The sequence below is a fragment of the Carboxylicivirga taeanensis genome (assembly GCF_051851475.1).
Taxonomy (GTDB): Bacteria; Bacteroidota; Bacteroidia; order Bacteroidales; family Marinilabiliaceae; genus Carboxylicivirga; species Carboxylicivirga taeanensis.
In genome coordinates, this window is sequence record NZ_JBPUSJ010000004.1 from 27,375 (window position 1) to 50,731 (window position 23,357).

Genomic DNA, 23,357 nt, shown 5'->3' on the forward strand with positions numbered 1-23,357 from the left:
TGTAACTAAAAAAGTACTATTATCAATTATAAATTAGACTTCGTCGATTTCCAATTGATAATCCAGAAGGCGTCTACTTTGTTAGAATGGATGGATGTTTTTGCCAAGGATAGCCTGAAAGATATTGTATTAGAGAAATTATGCATAATGTGTGCAAGGTGTTGGATTGGAATTGTTGTAATTAAATAGAACCACACGAGAGGACTCGTGCGGTAGCTTGAGAAGATATTGATGTAACAAACGTTACTGTTGAAGAAAATAGAGTTATTATAGGCAGAAAAGAAAGTAACTATCTAACTTTCGAAGTAAGGGATACACAAGCTGAGCCATCGCCAGAACAAGCTTTGAAGCTGAAAAATTATTTTACGGTTTCGGAAAGCGAATATAATTTGCAATTCAAAAAGCTTATTATTGGTCTGAGTAGTAAATCAACGGATATAATTATTGATGAAATATTTGATATGTCTGACTGTATGTCTGAAAAGTTAAGTACTGAATGGCGATTCTTTTTCTTTGAAAAAATATTGAATCAGGATGCGACACTAACTGCAAGAGAAGCTATTTGTATAAATAAACTATTTAGCACAGTAAAAGATGAAAGCCAGGCAAGTCATTTAATAACAAGAATAAAAGAGAAAGAATATGAAAAGAAATTGATTAAAACAATGGCAGATATGCGTTCGACAGTTTTTTCTAATGTTGCAAACGGTTTGGCTTGGCTTTATTATTCGCAGAATAAGTGCACAGTTGTTGAGGCTGGAAAAAATGCAAATTCTGAAAACTTCTTTGCATGGCAACCAATGGGAAGTACTGTTGAGAAATATAAAAAATATGCCAGCAATCCTAAATTTAGCAATTGGTTTGATTGGATGTATAGCTCAAAACTTAATAGTTACACTGTGCATTTGGAAGGTGATGGTAGGTTTAGAGTGCATGTGATAAGTAGAAATCCTTACACAACCGCATCTTATCATGAGAACATTTACTTGAAGCCTTTTGAAACTGTTAGCGTTTATTTTGCCTCTAAAAATAAATATGTAAATATTGATGATAATACGGTTGTAATGCCAGGTGTATTGCTAGCTTGGATGATTGACCAGAGTGAAAGAGAAAGTAATCAGATGCTATTTGAAATTGGATTAATTGCGGCTACTTTTTATTCAGGAGGTTCTGCAGTAATCAGTTCAACGGGAAGATTTGGACGTACAATTCATACCATACTATTGGTCAAGAGCTTGACTGATTTAACAGTTAAGGTTGCAGATGAGGAATTAAAAGGTTTATTGACCGATAAAGTAATTGATTCGTACAAAAGACTTAGTAATATAATTGATTGTGCATTAATATTTAAACAGTTTGCAGATAAGGAAATTAATCAAGAAGTATTAATGCTATCAAAGGCATGGGATGAAGTTAGTGTAAGTAATAAAGAAGTACTAGAACAACGCTATCCTGATGTAATCAGTTTAATTCAAAAACATATTAATAAATTAAGGTAATCATGGGATTTTGGCAGCGATATAGTTATTTACGGGCCTTATTTGTTGGTCTGCCATTTGGATTTGGCTGTTTAATAACAGGGATTAATTATTTTATTGAAATCCCGCGTAATGTTGAAGGTCTAGAGGTTGTTTCAGGAAATGTGCAAGGTTTTGGGATAAAGAGAATAAAATCAGAAGTTGATAATTCTAGTTATGAAGTTTTTTTTGTGGAAGTAGAACAAAAGGGGTGGTATTATACAGAATTAAAGTCAAAGAAAAGATTACTAAGAAGGGAGTTAGCCGAGGAACTAAGAACATCACGTTTAGTTGAAATATGGCATATGAATGGGCAAAAAAACATAGAGCAAATATCCGTCGGAGATAAGTTCTTATATGAATATGAGCCCCCTTATTGGATGGGGCATGTTTTTTTCTGGATTGGAGCAATAACGTTAGTCTCAGCTATTGGATATGTAGTTTTACATCCGGAAGATTTAACTGGTAAGAAAAGAAACGGCAAAGTCTCGAAGTGGTAATTTTAATGAAATTCGCAGCTCGGCGAAGTGTTCCACTTCGTCGACCATAACCAGTAGTTTGTAACTACATTATTCCAGTGCAAGGGATTTACATCGGTAATTAACCAAATTGAGCCTTTAATTCTACAAGTAATCATTGTTAAGTAGTCATAGACTACATTGTAATGAAAGCGAAGTGGCCAACTTCGCTTAGCGTGGGCATACTCCCAAATGCTTTTACTAAAAGCAGGTCTTGGGTAAACGCCCAAAGCTACCTTTTTAAGAAAACGGCTCATGGGCAAACACCCAAAGCTTCCTTTGGAGAGAAGGCTGCTCATGGGCAAACGCCCAAAGCATCTTTTCTGAATAAATCAGCTTATGGGCAAACGCCCAAAGCATCTTTTTTGAGTAAAACAGCTCATGGGCAAACACCCAAGACATCATTTTCAAATAAAACAGGGCATGGACAAACTCCCAAGGCTTCCTTTTGAACAGGGCAGGTCATGGATAAATAGCTATGCCTGATAGTAAGCATAGTGCTTGTATAAAATCACCAAATATTAATTCTAAACACATGATTATGATTGAAAAACTAATTAGCAAAAGCCGCATTGGCGAAGTTGATAATGTAGCCAGGCAGATTATTAATGCTTTTAATGAAGGCAACTGGAGTGCCGATGTGCACCTCAGTAATACGGTTAATGAACTGAAACAGGAGTCTACAGCCCTCAGTAGTGCCATTCGTCGCACGCGTGCCGAGTCCGAACTGGAGGCTAAAGATGAGGTGCGCGATGCTAAAATACGTGCCATTTACTATCTGACGCAAGGTTTTCTGCATCATCCCGATGTTGCTGTTAAGACTGCAGCACAGGTGGTTAGTAAGGTGTTCGACAAATACACGCTGAGTTTGTTGAGCGAGAGTTACAACCAGCAGTCGGCTTTAACGGTTTCGCTGCTCAACGAGCTGGAGGCGGACGAGCTTAAGCCACATGTGGCGGCCTTGCCGGGACTGGCTGTTATTATCGGCGAACTAAGGGTGGCCCAAAGTGATTTTGAAGCGTCTCAATTGGCCTACTTGGGCGATAAAGCCCATGAAGGAACACAGCTCAATGCCACCGAACTAAAAGAGCAGGTGGTGAAAATTATCAATAATAAACTGGTGGTGTACCTGCGCGCCATGGTACAGGTCGATGAGGCACGTTATGCAGGCTTGGGTCGCCTGATACAGGAAATTATTGATACCAATAACCGTGCAGTTAAAAAACGCCGTCAGAGCGTGGTGGAAAGTGAGGTATAACTTTTAAGTTTTTTCAGGCTTGCAGCTTTAAACCAAAATGTAAATAAAGCTGCGAGCCTTATCCAACTCAAGACCCTCAACCCTTAACATTCAACTCCTCAACTTTAACCCAAAACTCTGAACCCAAAAACCTGAACTTATTTTTTTCAATAAACACTTAAACTAAACAGTATGAAAAAGGTATTTGTACTAGCCTTAATGGCTTCTATGAGTTTATCGGTATTTACCGCTTGTGATAAAGATGATGATACCAATGTACATCCATTAATAGGTACCTGGGAGTACCATAAAGTATTTGAAGATGGCGAACATTTTACAAGGCGGATTACCTTTAATGAAGGTGGGCAAGGTACCGAATACTACGAAGAACTTTATAACGGCGTGTTGGATAAGGGAACCGGAGCTTTCGACTATAAAATTGAAGGCAACAATATGGTAGTAACCTTTACTAAACAGAATGGGCAAAGTGTTACGAAGGAGCCTTTTACTGATGAGGTGGTTTTTCACTCAGCTGACAAAGTAACATTTAGTCTTGAAGATGACGGGCCTATAACTTATGTCAGAAAAAAATAATGTTTTTCAGGCTTGCAGCTTTCTAACGAGATGCCAATAAAGCTGCAAGCCTTTTCCACTTGACACCCCTCAACATTCAACTGTAAACCTATTTTTTTTCAATAAACATTTAAAAACAAACTAGTATGAAAAAGTTATTTGTATTAACAATGACCGTATTGGTCGCAATGAGTTTATCAGTATTTACCTCTTGTGATAAAGACGACGACGATTTTAATCATCCTATAGTAGGCACTTGGGTGGATAAAGATTATCCTGATTATGTTGTAATCTTTAAAGGTGATATGACCGGTTCGAGTACTTTTGTAGAAGGGGATTTGGTAATGGTTGTTCATTTTAACTACTCTGTTAAGGATAACCAGTTAACAATGAAATTTACAAAACTAATTGAAAATGGTGGTGCAGTATCAATACCTGCAGAACTGCAGGATGACTATGTGCAAACATTTGAGATTAATAATGGTGAACTGACTTTTAGCGATATGGATGGTATATACGTTAAGAAGTAACTTCACTTAAATACCCCTGCAGCGCCTTCCCGCCTGCAGGGCTTTTCTCTTCTTGATTCAGACCCCGTTTTTAAGGATCGCAACTTGAATGCAATATGTAAATAAAGATGCGGGCCTTGTCCTTTCGAAACCCTCAACTTTCAACTTCTCAACTTTATATGAGATTTAAGACACAAGACGCAAGATTCGCGTTATCGTGCGTGTCCTCGCGCGATATACTTGTAAGGATCGCAGCTTAAATACTAGCTGCCAATGAAGCTGCCATCCTAATTGAACCCCACAACCTTCAACCCTCAACCAATCTCTTTTTAAACCTATCACTATGTCAATAAGCAAACGCACGGTAATCAGGCTGATGTTAATGTTTTGGACCTTATGGCTAAGCCATGCTATATATGCCCGTCACATTAACGATGAGGTCTTATACATTCAACTTCCCGAGCTGGCGACAGAGGTGCCAACCCCTGTTCATACAGCTGTCATGCCTTTGCCCGAAGCACCGGATGAACCCGAACAGGCCGCCCTGGCTCGTGCTTCTATTGAGGAAGTTGAGAAACGTCAGGCCTGGATCGAATCCATTAGTACCAATGATTTGGTGCAGCTGCCGGTTGGCATAATGCATACCCAGGACCAGGCCTATGGCTCCTCAGGTGGCGATAACGTAGAGTATACAGTAGCCGTTAGTAGCGCCCGTTTTTTTCCCGAATACTCAGAGTTAACCGTGTTTGCCCGCATTCGCATACCACAAACCGATGAAAAGGGCAAACCGAAAGAACTATTTTTTGGCTCCGATAAAGTTATTTTGTCCCACGGGGGAGGCATCATCGGCGATGCCCGCCTTTACCTGTTGGGCGATGTTTACATCCCTTTTGGAAATGGCGAATGGGAGGTGCGGCTGAAAGGGGGCTATGACAATCAAACCGGCGACATAACCAGCCAAACTTATGTAACGCTTAATTGTGACGGGGTAGCCAACCTGTCGCTCGATGGCGAGCTCTTAGTCTCGCGCAGCCTCATCATTCCTTTTGTTGATAATCAACCCGATTTAAACCCCTTACATGCGGTAAGTGGTGCCTTTCAAATTAAAGCGGCCGGTTGGAACGATCTGCTGGCCGAAGTCAGTATCAGCCCTTTTATCTTGGCCAGTCAACTCGAAAACTACGAGCAGCAAGGGGCGTTTATATTTTCAGCCGATAAGGCTATTTTGGACTTGAGTGATTTTAAAAACAGCTCCGTGGTTAAATTCCCCACTTATTATAGGGATAATGGGTTACTGGGGCCGGCTCCTGAAACCTGGCGGGGCATCTTTTTTGAACAGATAAAAGTAACCTTGCCCCACATGTTTAATGACCGTCGTCAGGAGCAGGCTGTTTCGCTTGAAGCCTACCACATGCTCATCGATAACTACGGGGTGTCGGGACTGTTTTCGGCCAATAACCTTATTCCTTTGGAACAAGGGCGTACCGGGCAAAGTGCTTCCTGGGCCTATTCGGTCGATTACCTGGCTGTGGAGTTAGTGGCCAGCCGCATCAATGCGGCCTCATTTGACGGGCAGCTCCTCTTACCTGTGGCTGATTCAACTGCTTACCTGGGTTATAATGGTCTCATTTCAGAGCAGGAATACCGCCTGGGGGTGCGCATCGACTCAACAATGAAATTTCCGCTTTGGGAAGCTGATGTAGAGCTATTGCCCAATTCCTATGTGGAACTGGCAGTTAAAAACAAACAGTTTCGACCCAAGGCCTGTCTGTCGGGTTCGCTCACCATGGCTGTGTCAGCATCTGAACAGCCAGCAGAAGAAGCAACCTTGAAAGTACCCAATGTAGAATTTCAGAACATGGTGCTGCAAACCACCAAGCCGTATTTTGCAGTTGACTACATGGGGTATAACGATAAGCTGACCTTTGGTTCCTTCCCGGCCTCGGTCTCCGAAATTGGCATTACCACTAATGAAGATCTGATTGGCTTAACCTTTAAGTTGGAGGTAGGACTGATGGAACAAGGGGATAAGGGCTTTGGAGCCAAGGGTAAAGTTACGATAAAGTCGGTTTCGGTAACACGCGATGAATGCCAGAGTTGGCGCTACCACAGTTTGGATATATCTGAGTTTGGTATCAATACCAATATGGGTGTAATGGCTATTAATGGGAGTCTTAAATTTCGCGAGAATGATCCGGTGTTCGGAAAAGGATTTCATGCCAAGGTGGATGCCACTTTTGGTAGTTTAGGGCCTATTGCAGTTGAGGCCATCTTTGGGCGGCGCACCTTCAAATACTGGTATGTCGATGGGAGTGTGGAGGGCTTGAAAATACAGGCAGGTGCCATTCAAATAAATGGTTTTTCGGGCGGCGCCTCCTACCGGATGAGTCGTAAGGTGGGGGCCTCCATGCTCGAGTCATCTTCAGGGCTGTCTTATGTGCCTGATAGTTTGGTTAAAACGGGTGTGCGTGCCGCCGTGTTTGCGTCGGCATTTGAAGAGGGGGCGGTGGCTTTAAAGGCGGGTTTTGAAATAACCACAACGGCCCATGGAGGTATTGCCCGTATGGGCTTTTTTGGCGAAGCCAATGTGATGAAACCCATTATTGGCGATTTAGCCGACCTGAACTCCGAATTGGCCGATGCGGTTCAAAAGCAGGCCGATAAGGTGGTTAATGCCATGGATCAGTTAGGCGGAATGGGAGCTATTGCCAATAAGGCCATGGACAAGCTGTCGGATACCTCCATGTACGAACGGGCGAAGGATTTGAAAGAAGGCCAGCCATTGAGTTTATCAGCCAATATAAAGGGCCTAATAGGTATTGAAAAAGACTATGTAAATGATGTGTTTCATGGGGAGCTTGAAATATTCATTACCACGCCGGGCAACCTGCTTACAGGTGTAGGTGAGGGGGGCAAAGCCGGATGGGCGGTGTTTCATACCGGGCCTGATGCCAACTACCTGCACATCGGAACACCTACTGATCCTATTGGTATCAAAGCCGGTGTCGGACCTCTCTTTGTTAAGCTGACCTCCTATTTCATGGTGGGCGATAAAATACCTGGCAGTCCGCCGCCGCCACCCGAAGTGGCACGTATCCTGGGAGTGGATGCCGAGGAACTGAATTACATGCGCGACGAAAATGCCTTGGGTGATGGGCGAGGTTTTGCATTTGGTTCGCATTTTGCCATGGATACCGGCGATTTAACGTTTCTGATATTATATGCCCGGTTTCAGGCAGGTGTTGGCTTCGATATCATGCTGAAAGATTATGGCGAAACAGTATGTGTCAACCGGGATAACAAACAGATTGGGCTCGATGGCTGGTATGCCAATGGGCAGGCCTATGCTTATCTGGCGGGAGAATTGGGCATTAAAATCAAGCTGTTCTTTGTGCGTAAAAAAATCCCCATCATAAAAGGCGGTGCAGCTGTGCTTCTGCAGGCCAAGGCTCCCAATCCTTTCTGGATGCGTGGTTATGTTGGAGGTTACTACAACCTGCTTGGTGGCCTGGTTGAAGGTAAGTTCCGTTTTAAACTCGAACTGGGTGAGCAATGTGAAATGGCTAATGCAGCACCTTTGGGTGGTATTAAAATAATTACATCAGTGGTGCCCCGCGAAGGAGATAAGGATGTGGATGTCTTTGCCATGCCGCAGGCCACCTTCGCCATGAAAGTGGGCGAACCAGTTATTATACCCGAAGACGATGGCGACCATGTGTACCGAATTATCCTGGAGCGCTTCGAAATACAGGATAACCAAGGGAAGTCGATTGATGGCAAGGTGGAGTGGAATTCGGGAAAAGATGTGGCCAACTTTGTTTCTACTGATATACTGGGGAGTGAACAAAGCTACAAAGCAGTCGTTGAAGTCAGCTTTCAGGAGCAGATAAATGGTGTGTTTCAAACGGTTAAAACCGATGGACAAAAGGCTGTCGAATTAGAAGAACGTGCTTTTGTGGCAGGTACGGCACCCGAAAATATCCCGCTGACCAATCTAAAAATGGCTTACCCGGTGCTACAACAGCAAAACTACTATCGCAAAGAATCAGCGAAAGGCTTCATCGCTTTAAAACGTGGCCAGGATTATCTTTTTGCCGACGATAAATGGAACAGCGATGTATTTTTCCTGGCTGAGAACGAAAAGCCGGTTCAGCTTAAGTTTTCGTATAACACCCAGGCCAACCGTATCGACTATCAGCTGCCCGAGTTAAAGAAGGAAACCAACTATAGAGTGGCAATTGTGAGTTACCCGCTGAACGCCAGGCCTAATGTTGGACAGATTGAGGAGACAGCTAAAGTGGCAGTCGAAGATATGGAAGATAATACCATGCGCATCAATACACAGGAAGCAAAGTTACAAACCAATGCAGCTGTGGCTCAAATAGAACGATTGGGGTACAATTTCCGAAGCAGCCACTACAGCACTTTTGCGCAGAAAATTAAAGCGATGAGGGTTCAGCAAAATAACTGGATTAAAAGGGCATCAGACATCATTATGCTGGGGAGCTACGTAAGCGCTACTGAACCATTTGATTTAGTGGAGCTCGAAGGAAGTACATATACGGCACATCAGCCCTTGGTAACCGTTGAGGCAACACTCAGCGATGATTACTTTAACAAAGATATTGGACCCTTTGTGTACCAGGGATTACCTCGCGATGGCAAGTTTGGACTTAGCCGCGAAGCCGACAGCCTGGGCATACCACCGGTAAGAGCCATCCCGCTTGTAACGTCTTACCTTACTTACCTCGAGCAGGAAGTAAGGTTGGACTATCTGCAAACGCGTTTTCCGTACCATTACGATTTACCTTATCAGTATAAAACCGACTTATTAGATCTGAGACGGCAGATTGCCAACTACCATGCTGATAATCCCGGCCAGTTACCAGCCGGTGCCCGCAATGTGTTAGAGTATGACTATCCGTTTATGCGGGAAGGAAATTACGAAGTGGAGTTACAGTATGTTTTGCCAGATGGCGAACCTGCCAGTAAGGCTATCTACAAGTATCGTAATAACCTGAAGTTTAATCCTGAAATGTAGATAAGTGAATGGTAATTCTCAACTTTCAACTCAAAACTCATAAGCCAATGTTTAATCATTTACATACATACCAAGTAATAATAGCGAGCATCCTGCTGCTGGTTATTTCATCTGTTCAAGCTCAAACCAATACAGCTGTAAAAGAAGCAACTGTTCAGGTGCAGGCAGATATACAGGCCGATCATATAGCACTGCGTTGGGCCGTTGATGACCCCCTGGCCTGGAAAAAATCGAACCAATTCGGATTTCGATTGACCCGTTTTACAATCAGTCAGGGAGGTAAGGTCCTTGATACTCCAATAGCAATTGATTTGGGAGTATTTAAGCCCCTTACTTTACCAGAGTGGGAACCTTTGGCCAATGATAATGACCAGGCGGCTATTGTTGCCCAGGCCCTGTATGGGGAAAGCTTTGAAGTGGAGATGGCCAATCAGGGGGCCCTGGAGGCTGTTATCAACCAGTCGGCCGATATAGAGCAGCGTTTTGCTTTTGCCCTGATGGCCGCTGATATGGATTTTACGGTCGCTCAATTAGCCGGATGGGGCTACACAGATTACGATGTGCAGCCCAACGAGCATTACTTATACCGGGTGGAAGCTTTAACACCGGTTAATGAGCTTATTCCTTATGGGGGCCAAATAAAAAGGGGCTCTGTTTATGTAAGTATTGATGACTATGAGCCCTTACCGCAGCCCATTGATTTTGTGGTTGTCCCAGGCGACCAGCAGATGTTGCTTAGCTGGGATTACAGCCAGTTGGTAAATACTTACAATGCATACGTTTTGGAACGCTCTGATGATGGTCAGAATTTTCAGCCCTTAACGGATGTGCCGTTGGTCAATCTGAATAACAAAGATGGGAAGCCTGCCCGGGTCATGTTTCATGTTGATACCATTCCGCAGAATAATAAGGTGTACCATTACCGCTTGCAGGGGATTAATAGTTTTGGCTACCGGGGCCCTTATACTGAAGTGTTAAGTGCCGAGGGAAAAAGTCGTTTAAACTATTTAGCAAGAATAAACAAAACACGGATTGATGCAGAGGGTAATGTGGATATCTATTGGGAATTTCCACAAGAGGGACAGCCTCACATAACCGGTTTTGAGCTCCTGCACAGTACCTCTGCCAATGGACAATTTGCAAGTGTTCAAGCGGGTTTGCAACCGGCCTGGCGCCAAACAACCTATGGTCCGCTCGAAGCCAGTAATTATTTTAAAATAAGAGCGCTGGGGGCTGATGGCGATAACTCAGAGTCGTATGCCGTGTTAGTACAGCCCATTGATACGGTTCCTCCGGCCGTACCATCAGGATTGACCGGCGAGATTGACACCCTTGGGGTGGTACACCTGAGCTGGCAGGCGAATACTGAAGCCGATCTGTTAGGATACCGCTTGTTTAAGGCCAATATTGCCAGCGAGGAGATGGTGCAGATTACTTCAGAGCCGATAAAGGCTACTAGCTATATCGACAGTACCGTTGTGAAATCTCTAAACGAACGGGTGTACTACAGTCTTGTGGCAGTGGATAAGCGTTACAATATGTCGGACTATTCAGCTGTTTTGGAACTGGAAAAGCCGGATGTAGTGCCCCCCCAGTCACCGGTTATCAGTAACTATAAGCTCCAAAATGGGGCTGTATCTATCGAATTCATCAAAAGCTACAGTGGAGATGTTGTAAATCATCGTGTCTTCAGACAAAACTTGAGTAATTCAGAAGAGAAAGCCAAAGGATTTAAACAGGTATTTGATACCTCAGCGCCCACCGATAAATTTTATCATTATACAGACTCTGAGGTGGAAGATGGCGTGCAGTACCGTTATGTGGTATTTGCCTATGATAAGGCCGGCTTGCGTTCTCCTGTATCTCAACCATTAACGGTAAAAGCAATTAATATGGCTCCAAAACAGGTAATAACCTTTCTTGGCTATGAAATTAAACGCAATGATAGGTGTGTTCTGGTGTACTGGCAGCACAACCGCGAACAAGTGAGCAAGCTACAGCTTTACAAAGCCACAAATGAAGCAAGTCCGGCTTTGTTGAGCGAATTACCTGCAGGAACAAAGGAGATGAAAGATACCAAAGTTAAACCCGGTAATGCCTATACCTATTATGTTCGGGCCATTCTACCCAATGGCCATTTCTCACAAATGGAACAGGTTGTTGTTGAGTACTGATTTTATTAACTACCTAATTCAAAAAAAATGAAAACCTTTAAACTAATAATTACTTTATGGCTGTTAGGACATGCAGCAATTCAAGCTCAGGAGTATAGAATGTGTGTGTATAATTTTATATTTTTTAGTGATGCTGAAGATGGTTATTGTGGTGGAAATTATGAGTTTAAGGTTCGTTATAAAGGAAGTAATGAATATATACAATTCTTTTATAAACCATTACCTAAGGCTGATATTAGTGGATGGCCTCCGTCTAAGGAAGATATATTGAAATTATGGTGGCAAGGGAAAGATACAATGTCTTACAAGATGTTCAGCTTTGATAAAGAACTGGAATCTGTATATATCTATGGAAAGGCTGAAGATAATAAAAGAAATGATTGTAAGAGGACGAATACATCTACATCTGAAGGATATATATATGATATAGGACGAAAATGTATTTCTGGAAAATACTCTAATTCGGGTAGAAACGGTGGTGATTGGGAGGTTGAGCACTCAATTAATTTCGATTATGTTATTCATCCTGTTGTTAATTTGGTTGAACCCAAAACCTGTAATAATATAATTGGCTATTTGGATGAGTTTACACTTTCAACTACACCTGAGAGTTCGAACTATGATCCTTCAGTTTATATTTGGCAGTACCAGGTTGGTAGTAATAGTGATGCAGGCTGGAAGAACCTTAATGATAAAGTTAAGGTTAATGGAAAGTCTTCATTAACCTTATTGCCATCTGATTTTTTGGATATAACAGATGTAGGGAAAAGCATCTTTTTTCGCATCGAATTATGTGAAGGATTTTATTCTGATAATGATATTAGCTATGAGCTTAAAATGAGTGCGCCGCATATTGTTGATAATGACGTAACCCAACCGCTGTGTTACGATACAAATGATGGTACGCTTACCATTACATTAGATCGTGAATTAGAAGATGGAGAGTTGTTATCCATGTATTTTGAAGATTTAAGCCTTCACATAGATACGGATGAATGCGGCAATGAGTTTTATGATTTGGTAGATGGAGTTGAGCAAGTTGATGATTTAACAAAGGGAGATTTTAAACTTGATGATAATAATAAGAGGGTCATATATACATTTCGGGGTTTGCCGGCAAGCTCCAATAAAGGGTTTAGGGTAAAAATGCTGTTTAAGGGCGAGAAAGGCATGTATTACACCGATGGGGAGGGGCATCAACCGGATTTTAAGGTTGAAAAATACACGCCAGTGGAGTTTTCGCATAAGGCGGTACCAGCTAATTGCCATGGCGGGTACGATGGCTTAATTGAGTTAAACGCCAATGGAGGCGTACCAGCAGAAAAGGCCGATGCTTGGTATTACTTTAATCTGCAAACAGGACAGGACAATTTTTCACCCATAGAGAAGCAGGTCTTCAGTGATGGAAATAGGCATGTTATCACAGATATGCCGAAAGGGAACTACGTCATTCAGGTATATGACAGTAATGATTGCCCCGCGCGCGATAAAGGAGGATTAGGTGCCATTATAAATACTCATGTTGGCATAAGTGAACCGGAAGCACCATTAATTGTTACAGAAACCGCTCGGAAAGACCCAACAGCTCATGGCTGGCACGATGGACAGTTGATCTTTAGTGTCACTGGTGGTACTCCTTGGCCAGATGGAACGTATTACTTTGAGTTGCGTGAAGGAACAACTGACGGACCGAAAATGGAGGTGTTTCAAACACATATTAATACCAATCCACAAGATTTTGCAATTACCTTTTATAACCTGGCTGCTAAAGAGTACTACCTAACAATTAAAGATGCTAACTACGAGGTCGCAAAAGATAAAGTGGACCGAGAGGTGCCGGGCATTGGCACTTGTGGTTATATTAGTCAGCCCGATACAATTGAGCAACCGGAGCCCATTAAAGTGACTCTGGCAATAGCTAACCCAATCTATTGTAACGATGATAATGCCATTAATTCGGAGCAGGATAAGGATTTGAATGGGGTAATTGATGAATTTGAGACGGGTAGTATTAAAGCTGATGTTAGTGGCGGTATCAGGCAGACATCGGACTTGCCGTATCAGTATAATTGGGAAGTAAAAAATAAACAAAGCGGCGTTTGGGAACCGGTTCATCAGCCTGACAAGATTGTTTTGGATAGTGTTATTCACACCCTTCAATATGGCGATTATCGTTTGAATGTGGAGGATGGAAATGGGGTTGTATGGGGCGATTATCAGCAGGTGGTTAATGCTGAAGGTATATATTCCTATGAACTAACAAATAAAATATACGCCGGACATTATTTGCCTGAGCCACCTGAGTTTGTTGTGAACTTACTGGCTTCACCTGCCAGTTGTGCCAATGGATCGGATGGCGTGTTAAATGCCCAGACCAGAGGAGGCACCCCTTTCGATAACGGAGAATACGAATATACATGGAGCACAAGTAATGGATCAGGAAATCGTGCAGATAATTTACCGTCAGGTCATTATTTTGTGCAGGTAACTGATTTCTTTGGCTGTCTTGCGCAAAGTAGAGCCTCTATTGAGATGCCAGGTTCTTTGGGTCTGGATACACTCGTATTAAATTCTCCAACTTGTTTTGATGGTACTGATGGACAAATTCAAGTGCTCGGTACAGGCGGCACACCTCCTTATTCATATCAATGGAATACCAACAGTACTTCATCGTCCTTGTCTAATCTTAGTGCTGGTTCCTATGTGTTGGTTTTAAGCGATGCATCAGGCTGTAATGCCGTAAATGTTTTGGAACTTCAGAATCCTGAACCAATAAGTATCCTGTTACCTGATACGGTTACATTATGTGCCGGGCAAGAGTATCTGGCTGACATTAAAATTGAAGATCCTCATGCCTTGTACATGTGGTATTATAATGGATCGGAAATTAGTTTGGAACCAGATCCAGTTTTAAATAAGGAGGGAGATTACAAAGTTGTTGTTTATAACGAAAAAAATTGTCAGGCAACGACATCACTTCGGGTTAATACATCAGAAGAAGTGATTACGCCCGAATTTGTGGTAAGTTCACAAGCATTCACGGGAGAAGAAGTGGTTGTATTAGAGACCTCAACACCCCAACCGGAAATGCTGACATGGCTTATACCAGAGGGGGCGCAAGTGGTTAATGAAGATGGCCGGGCTTTAGCGCTCATGTTTGATAGAGCCGGCACATACCCATTGGTGTTGAATGCGATTGAAGGACAATGTTCAGCGTCATATAGTCAACCAATCATCGTGTCCGAGCGTAGTCCATTTGACGACATTGGGGATGCTTCACATCCGTTTATTAAGCGTTTTGTAGTTTCGCCAAATCCGTCTAGTTCCAATTTTACCATTGATATAGAGTTGCAGGAAGCGTCTCCTGCGGTTGTTACCATCTACTCTGTAGGGCAACAGCAAATACGTCGTTTCCCACTAAGTAATTCACATATCTACGAGATAAGAGATGCGATTCATGTTCCAGGTGTTTATATCATTCTATTGGAAACCCCTAAAGCTAATGATGTAAGGAAATTAATAATAGGATAATTTCAAGTGTAGGCTTTGCATTAGAAACGGCTGTGGGCATAGCACCACAGCCGTTTTTTTGTTAATGTTGCACCAGCTAATTACTCTTCGCGATGGCGCTATTAATTATTGACACCCATTTATTTGCAACCGTATATTCATCTTCCAGTTGTAGCGCCCCTTCGGCAATATACATAGGATAGACATAGTCTTTAAGCTCAGATGACGTGGCGAAGCAAAGGTCTATTTGGTCTGTTACGGTTTCGCTTACTTTATCCATCTTAACGGTGTGATTAGTGCTTTGTAACCAGCATTTCTTTACTTCCTTTAGAGGAATACAGCTTTGAAGCGGTTCGGCAGAGGCGGATGCAAGTCGCACAAAGTAGATGTATTCTTTCGATGAAGATATACCAATGGCACATTGTGGCAAAATATCGTACGCTGATAAGTCGCGCTGATTATCGGCAGCTAACTTCTTCAAATTAGAAAGTAAACGCTTAGACGAATTTTTGTTCGTTGCGTTTAAAATGGCTATGGGTATAATAAATGCACCAAGCATAGCAAGCCCTATAATGGTTGTTGATAAATCCATTTTCTTTAATGTCTAATAATACTGCTTGTTAATTTGGGATGATAAGGTGGTTATCCCAGTCGGTAATGATTGGCGGCACAGGCCACTCCATTAAAGAAATGTTTACCAGAAGTAATGAAAGGGGTAGAGCAGAATAGATTTACAGAAGCGAATACTAATTGTATAGCTAAAGTATAAAAGCTGGGTATATTGTTCCTTTACTAAAAGGGTGTAATTAGCCTGATATGCTTTTAAACGGCTGTTGTAATCTTTTACCGATGATGCGTGTGAACCGGTTGGCGAATGTGCAAAGCTGTATTTAGTACCAGCCATTATGCCATCCTGGTTGATTTTTAGCTGCTCAAAAGCAATGTGCTTTTCTTCTGGTTGCGACGGACAGGAAACTGGAACATTGGCAACAGCAATGAAGCTAAACAGGTGAATAAATGCTGTTAGCACCATTGTTTTTGTAAGGGTTTTATTAAATAAGCTCCACTTCATGTTTATCCTTCAACTCAGCTGCAAATGTAATTGATTTTTATATGCGTTGGCTCGCAAAGTGCTTATGTTTGGTTTTTTTAAGAAAGCACGGAAATGAAGTGTTCCCGGTTGCAACAGACCTGTTAGTCAAATTACTTATACACTTATACAAAGGGCTTTGACGAAGCGCCTAAAAATGTAAAAGGCTGTCTGCAAGTAGCGGACAGCCTTTTGTGTATAGATGGTATTTTAATTTAGATGCCTAAATCACTAACAATTTTGTCGATGATGCCATCGGCTTGTTCGTTGGCTGAATAAAACGCCTCTTTGCTGTTCATCGGAACCTTCACCTCAAAATAGAATTTGATTTTCGGTTCGGTGCCTGATGGGCGCACAGATACTTTATAGCCTCCTTCGGTAAAGAACTGCAGTACGTTTGAAGTAGCTGGCAAGTCTATTTTCAGGTGTTTATCTGCCAGTACGTGGAATTCATCCAGCTCCGAATAGTCTTTTATAACGCTTACCTTATCGCCGGCAAGGGTTTGTGGAGGCGTGCTGCGCAGGTTGGCCATTAGTTGTCTGATTTCTTCAGCGCCCGACTTGCCTTCTCTTATAATGTAGATCATCTTTTCTTTCGAGAAGCCATACTCCATGTAAATATCCTGCAGAACATCGAACAGTGTTTTACCATTGTCTTTTGCCCAGGCGGCTATTTCTGCTGTAATGGTAATGGCAGCTACCGCATCCTTATCGCGTACATAGTCGCCAGGTAAGAAACCGTATGATTCTTCGCCGCCACAAATGTATTTTTTCTCTCCTTCCAGCTCCCGAATTACTTTGGCAATCCATTTAAAACCCGTGTACACATCGAAATACTCAACGCCGTTTTTAACCGCAATTTCTTTTAGTAGCTCCGATGTAACTATGGTTTTTACAATGTACTCTTTGCCGGTAAGCATTCCTTTTTCTTTCCATTTTTTCAGAATGTACCAGGTAAGTAAAGTAGCTGTTTGGTTACCGTTTACCAGGATAAACTCATTTTTTTCATTCCTGACAGCAATCCCCAGGCGATCACTGTCGGGGTCGGAGGCCATAACAATGTCAGCATCCGTTTCAATGGCTTTGTTTATTGCCATTTCCAGTGCTGCTGGTTCTTCAGGATTTGGCGAAATAACGGTTGGAAATTCACCGCTTACCACATCCTGTTCAGGCACGTTTATCACGTTCTCGAACCCACAAATGCGCAAGGCTGCCGGTATCATTTCAACGCCCGTTCCGTGGATAGGCGAGTACACTATCTTCAAGTCTTTGTTGCGGTCGATGAGTTCCTGATCCAGCACCAGGCTTTTCACCTGCTCCAGGTAGCGCTCATCCATTTCTTTGCCCAGAGGTTCAATAAGTGCCTTGTTGCCTTCAAACTTAATGTCATCAACCGATGCAATTTTGTTGACCTCGTCAATAACATTGGTATCGTGTGGGGCTGTGAGTTGTGCTCCATCGTTCCAGTAGGCTTTATAGCCATTGTAGGCTTTGGGGTTGTGCGAGGCGGTAATAATTACACCGCTTTGACAGCCTAACTGACGGATGGCGTAGGAAATTTCGGGTGTGGGGCGCAGGTCTTCAAAAAGGTAGGCTTTGATGCCGTTAGCGCTGAAAATGTCGGCCACTACCTCGGCAAAAAGTCGACTGTTATTGCGGCAGTCGTAACCAATTACTACGCTGATTTGCTCCAGCTCCGAAAAGTTCTTAAGCAGATAGTTTGATAAGCCCTGGGTGGCAGCACCCACGGTGTAAATATTCATGCGATTAGAGCCGGCTCCCATGATTCCCCGCAGGCCACCGGTTCCAAATTCAAGATCTTTATAAAACGACTCAATAAGTTCAGTCTTATCTTCATTGTCCATCATTGCTTTGATGGCCGCTTTGGTTGCTGCATCGTAATTGCCATTTAGCCAGTTCTCGGCCTTTTCAATAACGGTACTTAAAACATCCTGATTTTGCATTGTAGTATATTTTGTGGTGTGTTAGATAATTAACTCTTTAATTCAGCCAAACATTTCGTTAAACTATCTTTCCAATAAGGAATTTGTAGCTGATAGATCTTCTTTATTTTGGCTTTGTTTAAAACACTATAGTGCGGCCGGGGCGCTGGAGTGGGGTAGTCCTTTGATTCTATTGGATGAATTTGACAGCTTATCCCCATGGCCTGATGAATAGCGAGGGTGAAATCGTACCAGCTGGCCACCCCTTCATTACTGTAGTGATAGATGCCGGGCTGGAAAGCCTGGCTGCCTGAAAGATCACTTGCAATAATGTGCAAAATTGCTTGGGCTAAATCGCCGGCATATGTGGGCGACCCAACCTGATCGTATATCACATTGAGTGCATCACGTTCTTTGCCTAGTCGAATCATTGTTTTGACAAAATTGTTGCCATGGGACGAATACAACCACGATGTTCTTAAAATGATGCTTTTCGAATGACTTTGAAGCAGCAGCTGTTCACCTTCCAGTTTTGTTTGTCCGTAAACAGTGTTTGGCGCGGTCTTATCCTCTTCGATATAGGGCCGGTAGTTGGTGCCGTCAAACACATAATCTGTTGATACATGAATGACTTTAGCCTGAGTTTGGGCGGCCGTTTCACCGATGACGCGTATGGCTTCAGTATTTATTTTGCGGGCAAGTTCTGCTTCGCTTTCAGCCTTGTCTACAGCTGTGTAGGCGGTACAATTAATAATGTAATCGTATGGCTGCTTAGCAATGGTGTTTTTTAGCAAGTCAAAGTTGGTTACATCCAGCGTTTCAAAAGTTGTGAATGAGAACCGGGCTTGCTGTAGAGAGTTGCTTCTGTTTTTTATTTCGTGTCCTAGTTGTCCCTCGGACCCAATGACCAGAATATTTTTCATTATGTGCTGTAAACAAAGTTGTGTTCTGCCTCCCTAAAAGAAGGTAAAATACTGTCTTTCGATGAAATAATGGCTTTATCGGCAGGTATTTGCCAGTCGATATTTAACAATGCATCATTAAACGCAATGCCCCGTTCTGCTTCCTGACTGTAATAGTTGTCGCATTTATAGGTCACGATGGCTTTTTCACTCAGCACCGAGAAACCATGGGCAAAGCCCTGCGGAATATAAAACTGCAGCTTGTTTTCTTCAGAAAGTTCAATGGCGTAATGTTTGCCAAATGTGGGGGAGTTTTTTCTAAGGTCCACCGCCACATCCAGAATGGCTCCTTCAATTACATGCACTAATTTAGCTTGTGAATAGGGAGCCAGCTGGTAATGTAATCCCCGGATGACCCCATAGGATGATTTGGAGATGTTATCCTGAATAAATTGCCCGTTAATGCCTGCCTCTTTGTACCTCATTTCAGAAAACGACTCAAGAAAGTATCCTCTTGGATCGCTGAATACCTCTGGCTTAATTATTTTAAGATTTGGAATTTCTGTATTGATAATTTCCATATTAACCGATTTGAATACAAATATAGAAAGATAATAAGTGTATCTTTTAATGTTTTAACAATTTAAAAGCAAATTGGGTTAAAAACAGTTGATTGTTAAAAATTACGGTTTTGGTTAGCCACCTTCAGAAGGTACTGTCCATATTCGTTTTTCTTTAGAGGCTCTGCCAGTTCAATAAGTTGTTCTTTATTGATAAACCCTTTTGAGTAGGCAATTTCTTCAATACAGGCTACTTTGAGTCCTTGTCGGTTTTCGATGGTTGAAATAAAGTTGGAAGCCTGCAGCAGGCTGTCGTGTGTGCCGGTGTCGAGCCAGGCCGCTCCTCTGCCAAGCATCTTCAGTTTCAGGCGCTGCTCCTTGAGGTATAAACTGTTGAGGTCTGTTATTTCCAGTTCGCCGCGTTTAGATGGTTTTAAAGATTTCGCTTTTTCAACCACATCGCTGGAGTAGAAATAAAGGCCTGTTACCGCATAGTTGCTTTTTGGAGTTGCAGGTTTCTCTTCCAATGAAATAACATTTCCATGGCTATCAAACTCTGCCACCCCGTATCGCTGCGGGTCGTTTACGTAATAACCAAATATGACGGCTCCATCCTCTGACTGACTCGCTTCGGCCAATGTTTGGCTAAACTCGTAAGAGTAAAATATATTGTCACCAAGTACTAACGCCACATTGTCATCGCCAATAAATTCCTCCCCAATAATGAAAGCCTGTGCCAGTCCGTCAGGCGAAGGTTGTTCGGCATAGGAAATATTTAGGCCCAGTGAACTTCCATCTTCAAAGAGTTGCTGATACAAGGGTAAATCCTGAGGGGTGCTGATAATCAGTATGTCGCGAATGCCTGCCAGCATTAATACTGAGAGCGGGTAATAGATCATGGGTTTGTTATAAACCGGTATGATTTGCTTGGAGATGCTTTTGGTAATCGGGTAAAGACGCGTTCCCGAACCGCCTGCCAGTATTATGCCTTTTCTATTTTTCATTGTGTTGTAATTTATCGCAGATGAATTATTTATAATTAAGGCTTTAGTGCAGTGCGTTTAACCACCTTTTACTAAGCCGGATTGTTTTGTTGGGGGCTAATTTGTAGGCTCTATATTATTAAGCGTTCTTTTCTTTTAATAATTGGTCAAAGTAGTCAATTGTTTTTTTCAAGCCATCCATTAATTGAACAGATGGTGTCCAGTTACCAAGTTTTTCTTTTGCCAGGGTGATGTCGGGTTGTCTTTGTAGGGGATCATCGGCCGGTAAAGGAAGATGGGTGATTTTTGATTTAGAATTGGTTAATTCGATAACGGCATTAGCCAGTTCCAGCATGGTGAACTCGTTGGGGTTGCCAATATTAACCGGGCCAATAAAACCCTCTTTGTTCATCATGCGTATCATCCCTTCAATCAAATCGTCTACATACTGAAAGCTTCGTGTTTGCTTTCCATCTCCAAAAATGGTAATATCCTCACCTTTCAGAGCCTGAACGATGAAATTCGAGACTACACGTCCGTCATTGGGATTCATGCGTGGGCCATAGGTATTAAAAATACGGATTATGCGGATGTCCACATTGTTTTGTTCATGATAGTTGATGAAAAGACTTTCGGCACAACGCTTCCCTTCGTCATAACACGAGCGAACACCAATAGGATTCACATTCCCCCAGTAATCTTCCTTTTGGGGATGTACCAACGGATCGCCATAAACTTCGCTGGTTGATGCTTGCAGGATTCTGGCTTTTATACGTTTTGCCAGTCCCAGCATATTAATGGCACCCATCACCGAGGTTTTAATGGTTTTAATGGAGTTGTACTGATAGTGAACCGGCGAAGCGGGACAAGCCAGGTTATAAATCTGGTCGACCTCAATAAAGTATGGATGAGTGACATCGTGTCTTATCAGCTCAAAATACGGGTGCTCCATTAAATGAACGACATTGCTTTTGGCACCGGTAAAGTAGTTATCCATACAAATTACCTCGTTACCTTCCTTTAATAGTCGCTCACATAAATGTGAACCAATAAAGCCTGCTCCACCTGTTACTAAAACTCTGTTTTTCATCGTATGTATTTATGCACTCTATCTGTGTTTCAAAATTCCGTTCGATAAACTACAAAAGCCTGAAAGAAGCAAGCTGACTTTCAGGCTTTACGCAGTTTTTTTTAAGTTATTCTTTAATAGTTGGGCGCCCAATACTGTAGTAAGTATACCCAAACTCCTTCATTTCTTGCGGATCATAAATATTTCGTCCGTCAAATATCACTTTATTATTCAGAAGCTTATCCATCACCTTGTAATTTGGCACTCTGAATTCGGGCCATTCTGTGATTAGAATTAGCGCATCAGCCTCAATCAGCACATCATAAGGGTCTTTTCCATACTCAATCGTATCGCCCAAAATGTGCTTCGATTCGTTCATAGCCACCGGATCGTAGGCCTTAACTTTGGCACCCAGTTCGGTTAATGTCTGAGCTATCACCACCGATGGCGCTTCTCTCATATCATCGGTATGGGGCTTAAAGGACAGTCCCCACATGGCAAATGTTTTGCCCCTGACGTCGGCAAAGTGTTCTTTTATTTTCCTGATGATGACCTTTTTCTGGTCATCGTTAACATGCTCAACAGCTTCTAATATGCGCAGGTTATAGTTATTTAACTGGGCCGTTTTAATGATGGCTTTAACATCCTTAGGGAAACATGAACCGCCATAGCCGGCGCCTGCATAAATAAATTTATTGCCAATGCGTGAGTCGGAACCAATGCCTCTGCGCACATTGGTCACATCCGCGCCCACTATTTCACACAGGTTAGCTATGTCGTTAATAAAACTGATTTTTGTAGCAAGCATGGCATTGGCCGCATACTTTGTCATCTCTGCTGATGGAATGTCCATAAACAGGATTGGATGGCCATTTAATACAAAAGGTTTGTACAAGCGGCTCATTAATTTTTCTGCCCGTTCCGATTCGGTGCCAATCACGATGCGATCAGGCTTCAGGAAGTCTTCAATGGCATTTCCTTCTTTCAGGAACTCAGGGTTGGAGGCTACATCGAAATCCAATACAGCCCCTCTTTTTTCCAGTTCATCCTGAATGGCTGCTTTTACTTTTTTAGCAGTGCCAATAGGCACTGTACTCTTGGTGACTACTACCAGGTAGTGATTCATGTTTTTGCCGATCTGTCGGGCGACCTCCAGCACATGACTCAGGTCTGCACTGCCATCTTCTCCGGGCGGCGTGCCAACCGCTATAAAAATTGCCTCAGCATGCTCCAGGCTCTCTTTGATGCTGGTGGTGAAGCTCAGTCTTTCCTTTTCAACGTTTTTAAGAACCATCTGGTCCAGCCCTGGCTCATATATTGGAATTATTCCGTTTTTAAGATTGTTAATTTTTTTATCATCAATGTCAACGCATGTTACATTAATACCTGTATCGGCAAAGCATGTTCCGGTTACAAGTCCTACATAACCGGTTCCAACTATCGAAATTTTCATAGGCGATTGTCTAATTCTTTAGGGCTTCTTAGTGTTTTTTGTATTTAATGCAGATGAAAGTACGATTTAATTCAATTATTACAAAAGGCAAAAATATAATTTTTATTGTTGAGAACCCTATAAAATCAAACGGATGACGCCACTTGGGTGATGCTGATTTGGTTTCCGTGAGGTGTTTTTTAGTTCGTTGGATGGGTGGGCCTCGATGGTTGACGAAAGTGAATATTCGTCATAATTTTAAGGGAAGTATTTTTATTTGACATAGAAGCTTTTAAACC

17 protein-coding genes are annotated in these 23,357 nt (G+C 42.5%); 9 read left to right on the forward strand and 8 right to left on the reverse strand.

The window, feature by feature from the left end; translation table 11 throughout:
- Positions 1 to 344: 344 nt before the first annotated feature.
- From ACSX1H_RS07460 to ACSX1H_RS07500, 9 genes are all read left to right on the forward strand, one after another.
- Positions 345 to 1,499: a hypothetical protein gene (locus tag ACSX1H_RS07460; RefSeq protein ID WP_439183217.1), complete on the forward strand. Its 1,155-nt coding sequence runs from the start codon at positions 345 to 347 to the stop codon at positions 1,497 to 1,499.
- Positions 1,500 to 1,501: 2 nt separating this feature from the next.
- A complete protein-coding gene (locus ACSX1H_RS07465; protein WP_439183218.1) occupies positions 1,502 to 2,017 on the forward strand; it encodes a hypothetical protein in 516 nt (171 codons plus the stop codon).
- Positions 2,018 to 2,181: 164 nt separating this feature from the next.
- A complete protein-coding gene (locus tag ACSX1H_RS07470; protein WP_439183219.1) occupies positions 2,182 to 2,487 on the forward strand; it encodes a hypothetical protein in 306 nt (101 codons plus the stop codon).
- Positions 2,488 to 2,576: 89 nt separating this feature from the next.
- Entirely contained in the window at positions 2,577 to 3,293 is a 717-nt protein-coding gene (locus tag ACSX1H_RS07475) for a DUF6261 family protein (protein ID WP_439183220.1), read from the forward strand.
- Positions 3,294 to 3,464: 171 nt separating this feature from the next.
- Positions 3,465 to 3,866, forward strand: a complete 402-nt coding sequence (locus tag ACSX1H_RS07480; protein ID WP_439183221.1) for a hypothetical protein — start codon at positions 3,465 to 3,467, stop codon at positions 3,864 to 3,866.
- Between the two features lie 125 nt (positions 3,867 to 3,991).
- Positions 3,992 to 4,375: a hypothetical protein gene (locus ACSX1H_RS07485; RefSeq protein WP_439183222.1), complete on the forward strand. Its 384-nt coding sequence runs from the start codon at positions 3,992 to 3,994 to the stop codon at positions 4,373 to 4,375.
- 322 nt (positions 4,376 to 4,697) lie between these two features.
- Positions 4,698 to 9,395 (forward strand): hypothetical protein, encoded by a 4,698-nt coding sequence (locus tag ACSX1H_RS07490; protein ID WP_439183223.1) that lies wholly within the window; start codon positions 4,698 to 4,700, stop codon positions 9,393 to 9,395.
- Between the two features lie 47 nt (positions 9,396 to 9,442).
- Positions 9,443 to 11,569, forward strand: a complete 2,127-nt coding sequence (locus tag ACSX1H_RS07495; RefSeq protein WP_439183224.1) for a fibronectin type III domain-containing protein — start codon at positions 9,443 to 9,445, stop codon at positions 11,567 to 11,569.
- 27 nt (positions 11,570 to 11,596) lie between these two features.
- Positions 11,597 to 15,100: a T9SS type A sorting domain-containing protein gene (locus ACSX1H_RS07500; protein ID WP_439183225.1), complete on the forward strand. Its 3,504-nt coding sequence runs from the start codon at positions 11,597 to 11,599 to the stop codon at positions 15,098 to 15,100.
- Positions 15,101 to 15,176: 76 nt separating this feature from the next.
- On the opposite strand, the gene ACSX1H_RS07505 is transcribed toward ACSX1H_RS07500, so the two are convergent.
- The 8 genes from ACSX1H_RS07505 to ACSX1H_RS07540 form a co-directional block, all read right to left on the reverse strand.
- Positions 15,177 to 15,671: a hypothetical protein gene (locus ACSX1H_RS07505; protein ID WP_439183226.1), complete on the reverse strand. Its 495-nt coding sequence runs from the start codon at positions 15,669 to 15,671 to the stop codon at positions 15,177 to 15,179.
- 102 nt (positions 15,672 to 15,773) lie between these two features.
- Positions 15,774 to 16,151, reverse strand: a complete 378-nt coding sequence (locus tag ACSX1H_RS07510; protein WP_439183227.1) for a hypothetical protein — start codon at positions 16,149 to 16,151, stop codon at positions 15,774 to 15,776.
- 233 nt (positions 16,152 to 16,384) lie between these two features.
- Positions 16,385 to 18,133, reverse strand: coding sequence for a phospho-sugar mutase (locus ACSX1H_RS07515; RefSeq protein ID WP_439183228.1), 1,749 nt, complete (start codon positions 18,131 to 18,133; stop codon positions 16,385 to 16,387).
- A 29-nt stretch (positions 18,134 to 18,162) separates the two neighbouring features.
- On the reverse strand, positions 18,163 to 19,035 hold the full coding sequence (rfbD, locus tag ACSX1H_RS07520) for a dTDP-4-dehydrorhamnose reductase (RefSeq protein WP_439183229.1): 873 nt from the start codon (positions 19,033 to 19,035) through the stop codon (positions 18,163 to 18,165).
- The gene (gene rfbC, locus ACSX1H_RS07525) at positions 19,035 to 19,595 is read right to left on the reverse strand and encodes a dTDP-4-dehydrorhamnose 3,5-epimerase (protein WP_439183230.1); all 561 of its coding nucleotides are present in this window, start codon (positions 19,593 to 19,595) and stop codon (positions 19,035 to 19,037) included. Before rfbC ends, rfbD begins: the two co-directional genes overlap by 1 nt.
- Positions 19,596 to 19,690: 95 nt before the next feature.
- Positions 19,691 to 20,578 (reverse strand): glucose-1-phosphate thymidylyltransferase RfbA, encoded by an 888-nt coding sequence (rfbA, locus tag ACSX1H_RS07530; protein ID WP_439183231.1) that lies wholly within the window; start codon positions 20,576 to 20,578, stop codon positions 19,691 to 19,693.
- 118 nt (positions 20,579 to 20,696) lie between these two features.
- The gene (locus ACSX1H_RS07535) at positions 20,697 to 21,647 is read right to left on the reverse strand and encodes a UDP-glucuronic acid decarboxylase family protein (RefSeq protein ID WP_439183232.1); all 951 of its coding nucleotides are present in this window, start codon (positions 21,645 to 21,647) and stop codon (positions 20,697 to 20,699) included.
- Between the two features lie 106 nt (positions 21,648 to 21,753).
- Positions 21,754 to 23,079: a UDP-glucose dehydrogenase family protein gene (locus ACSX1H_RS07540; RefSeq protein WP_439183233.1), complete on the reverse strand. Its 1,326-nt coding sequence runs from the start codon at positions 23,077 to 23,079 to the stop codon at positions 21,754 to 21,756.
- Positions 23,080 to 23,357: the final 278 nt, after the last annotated feature.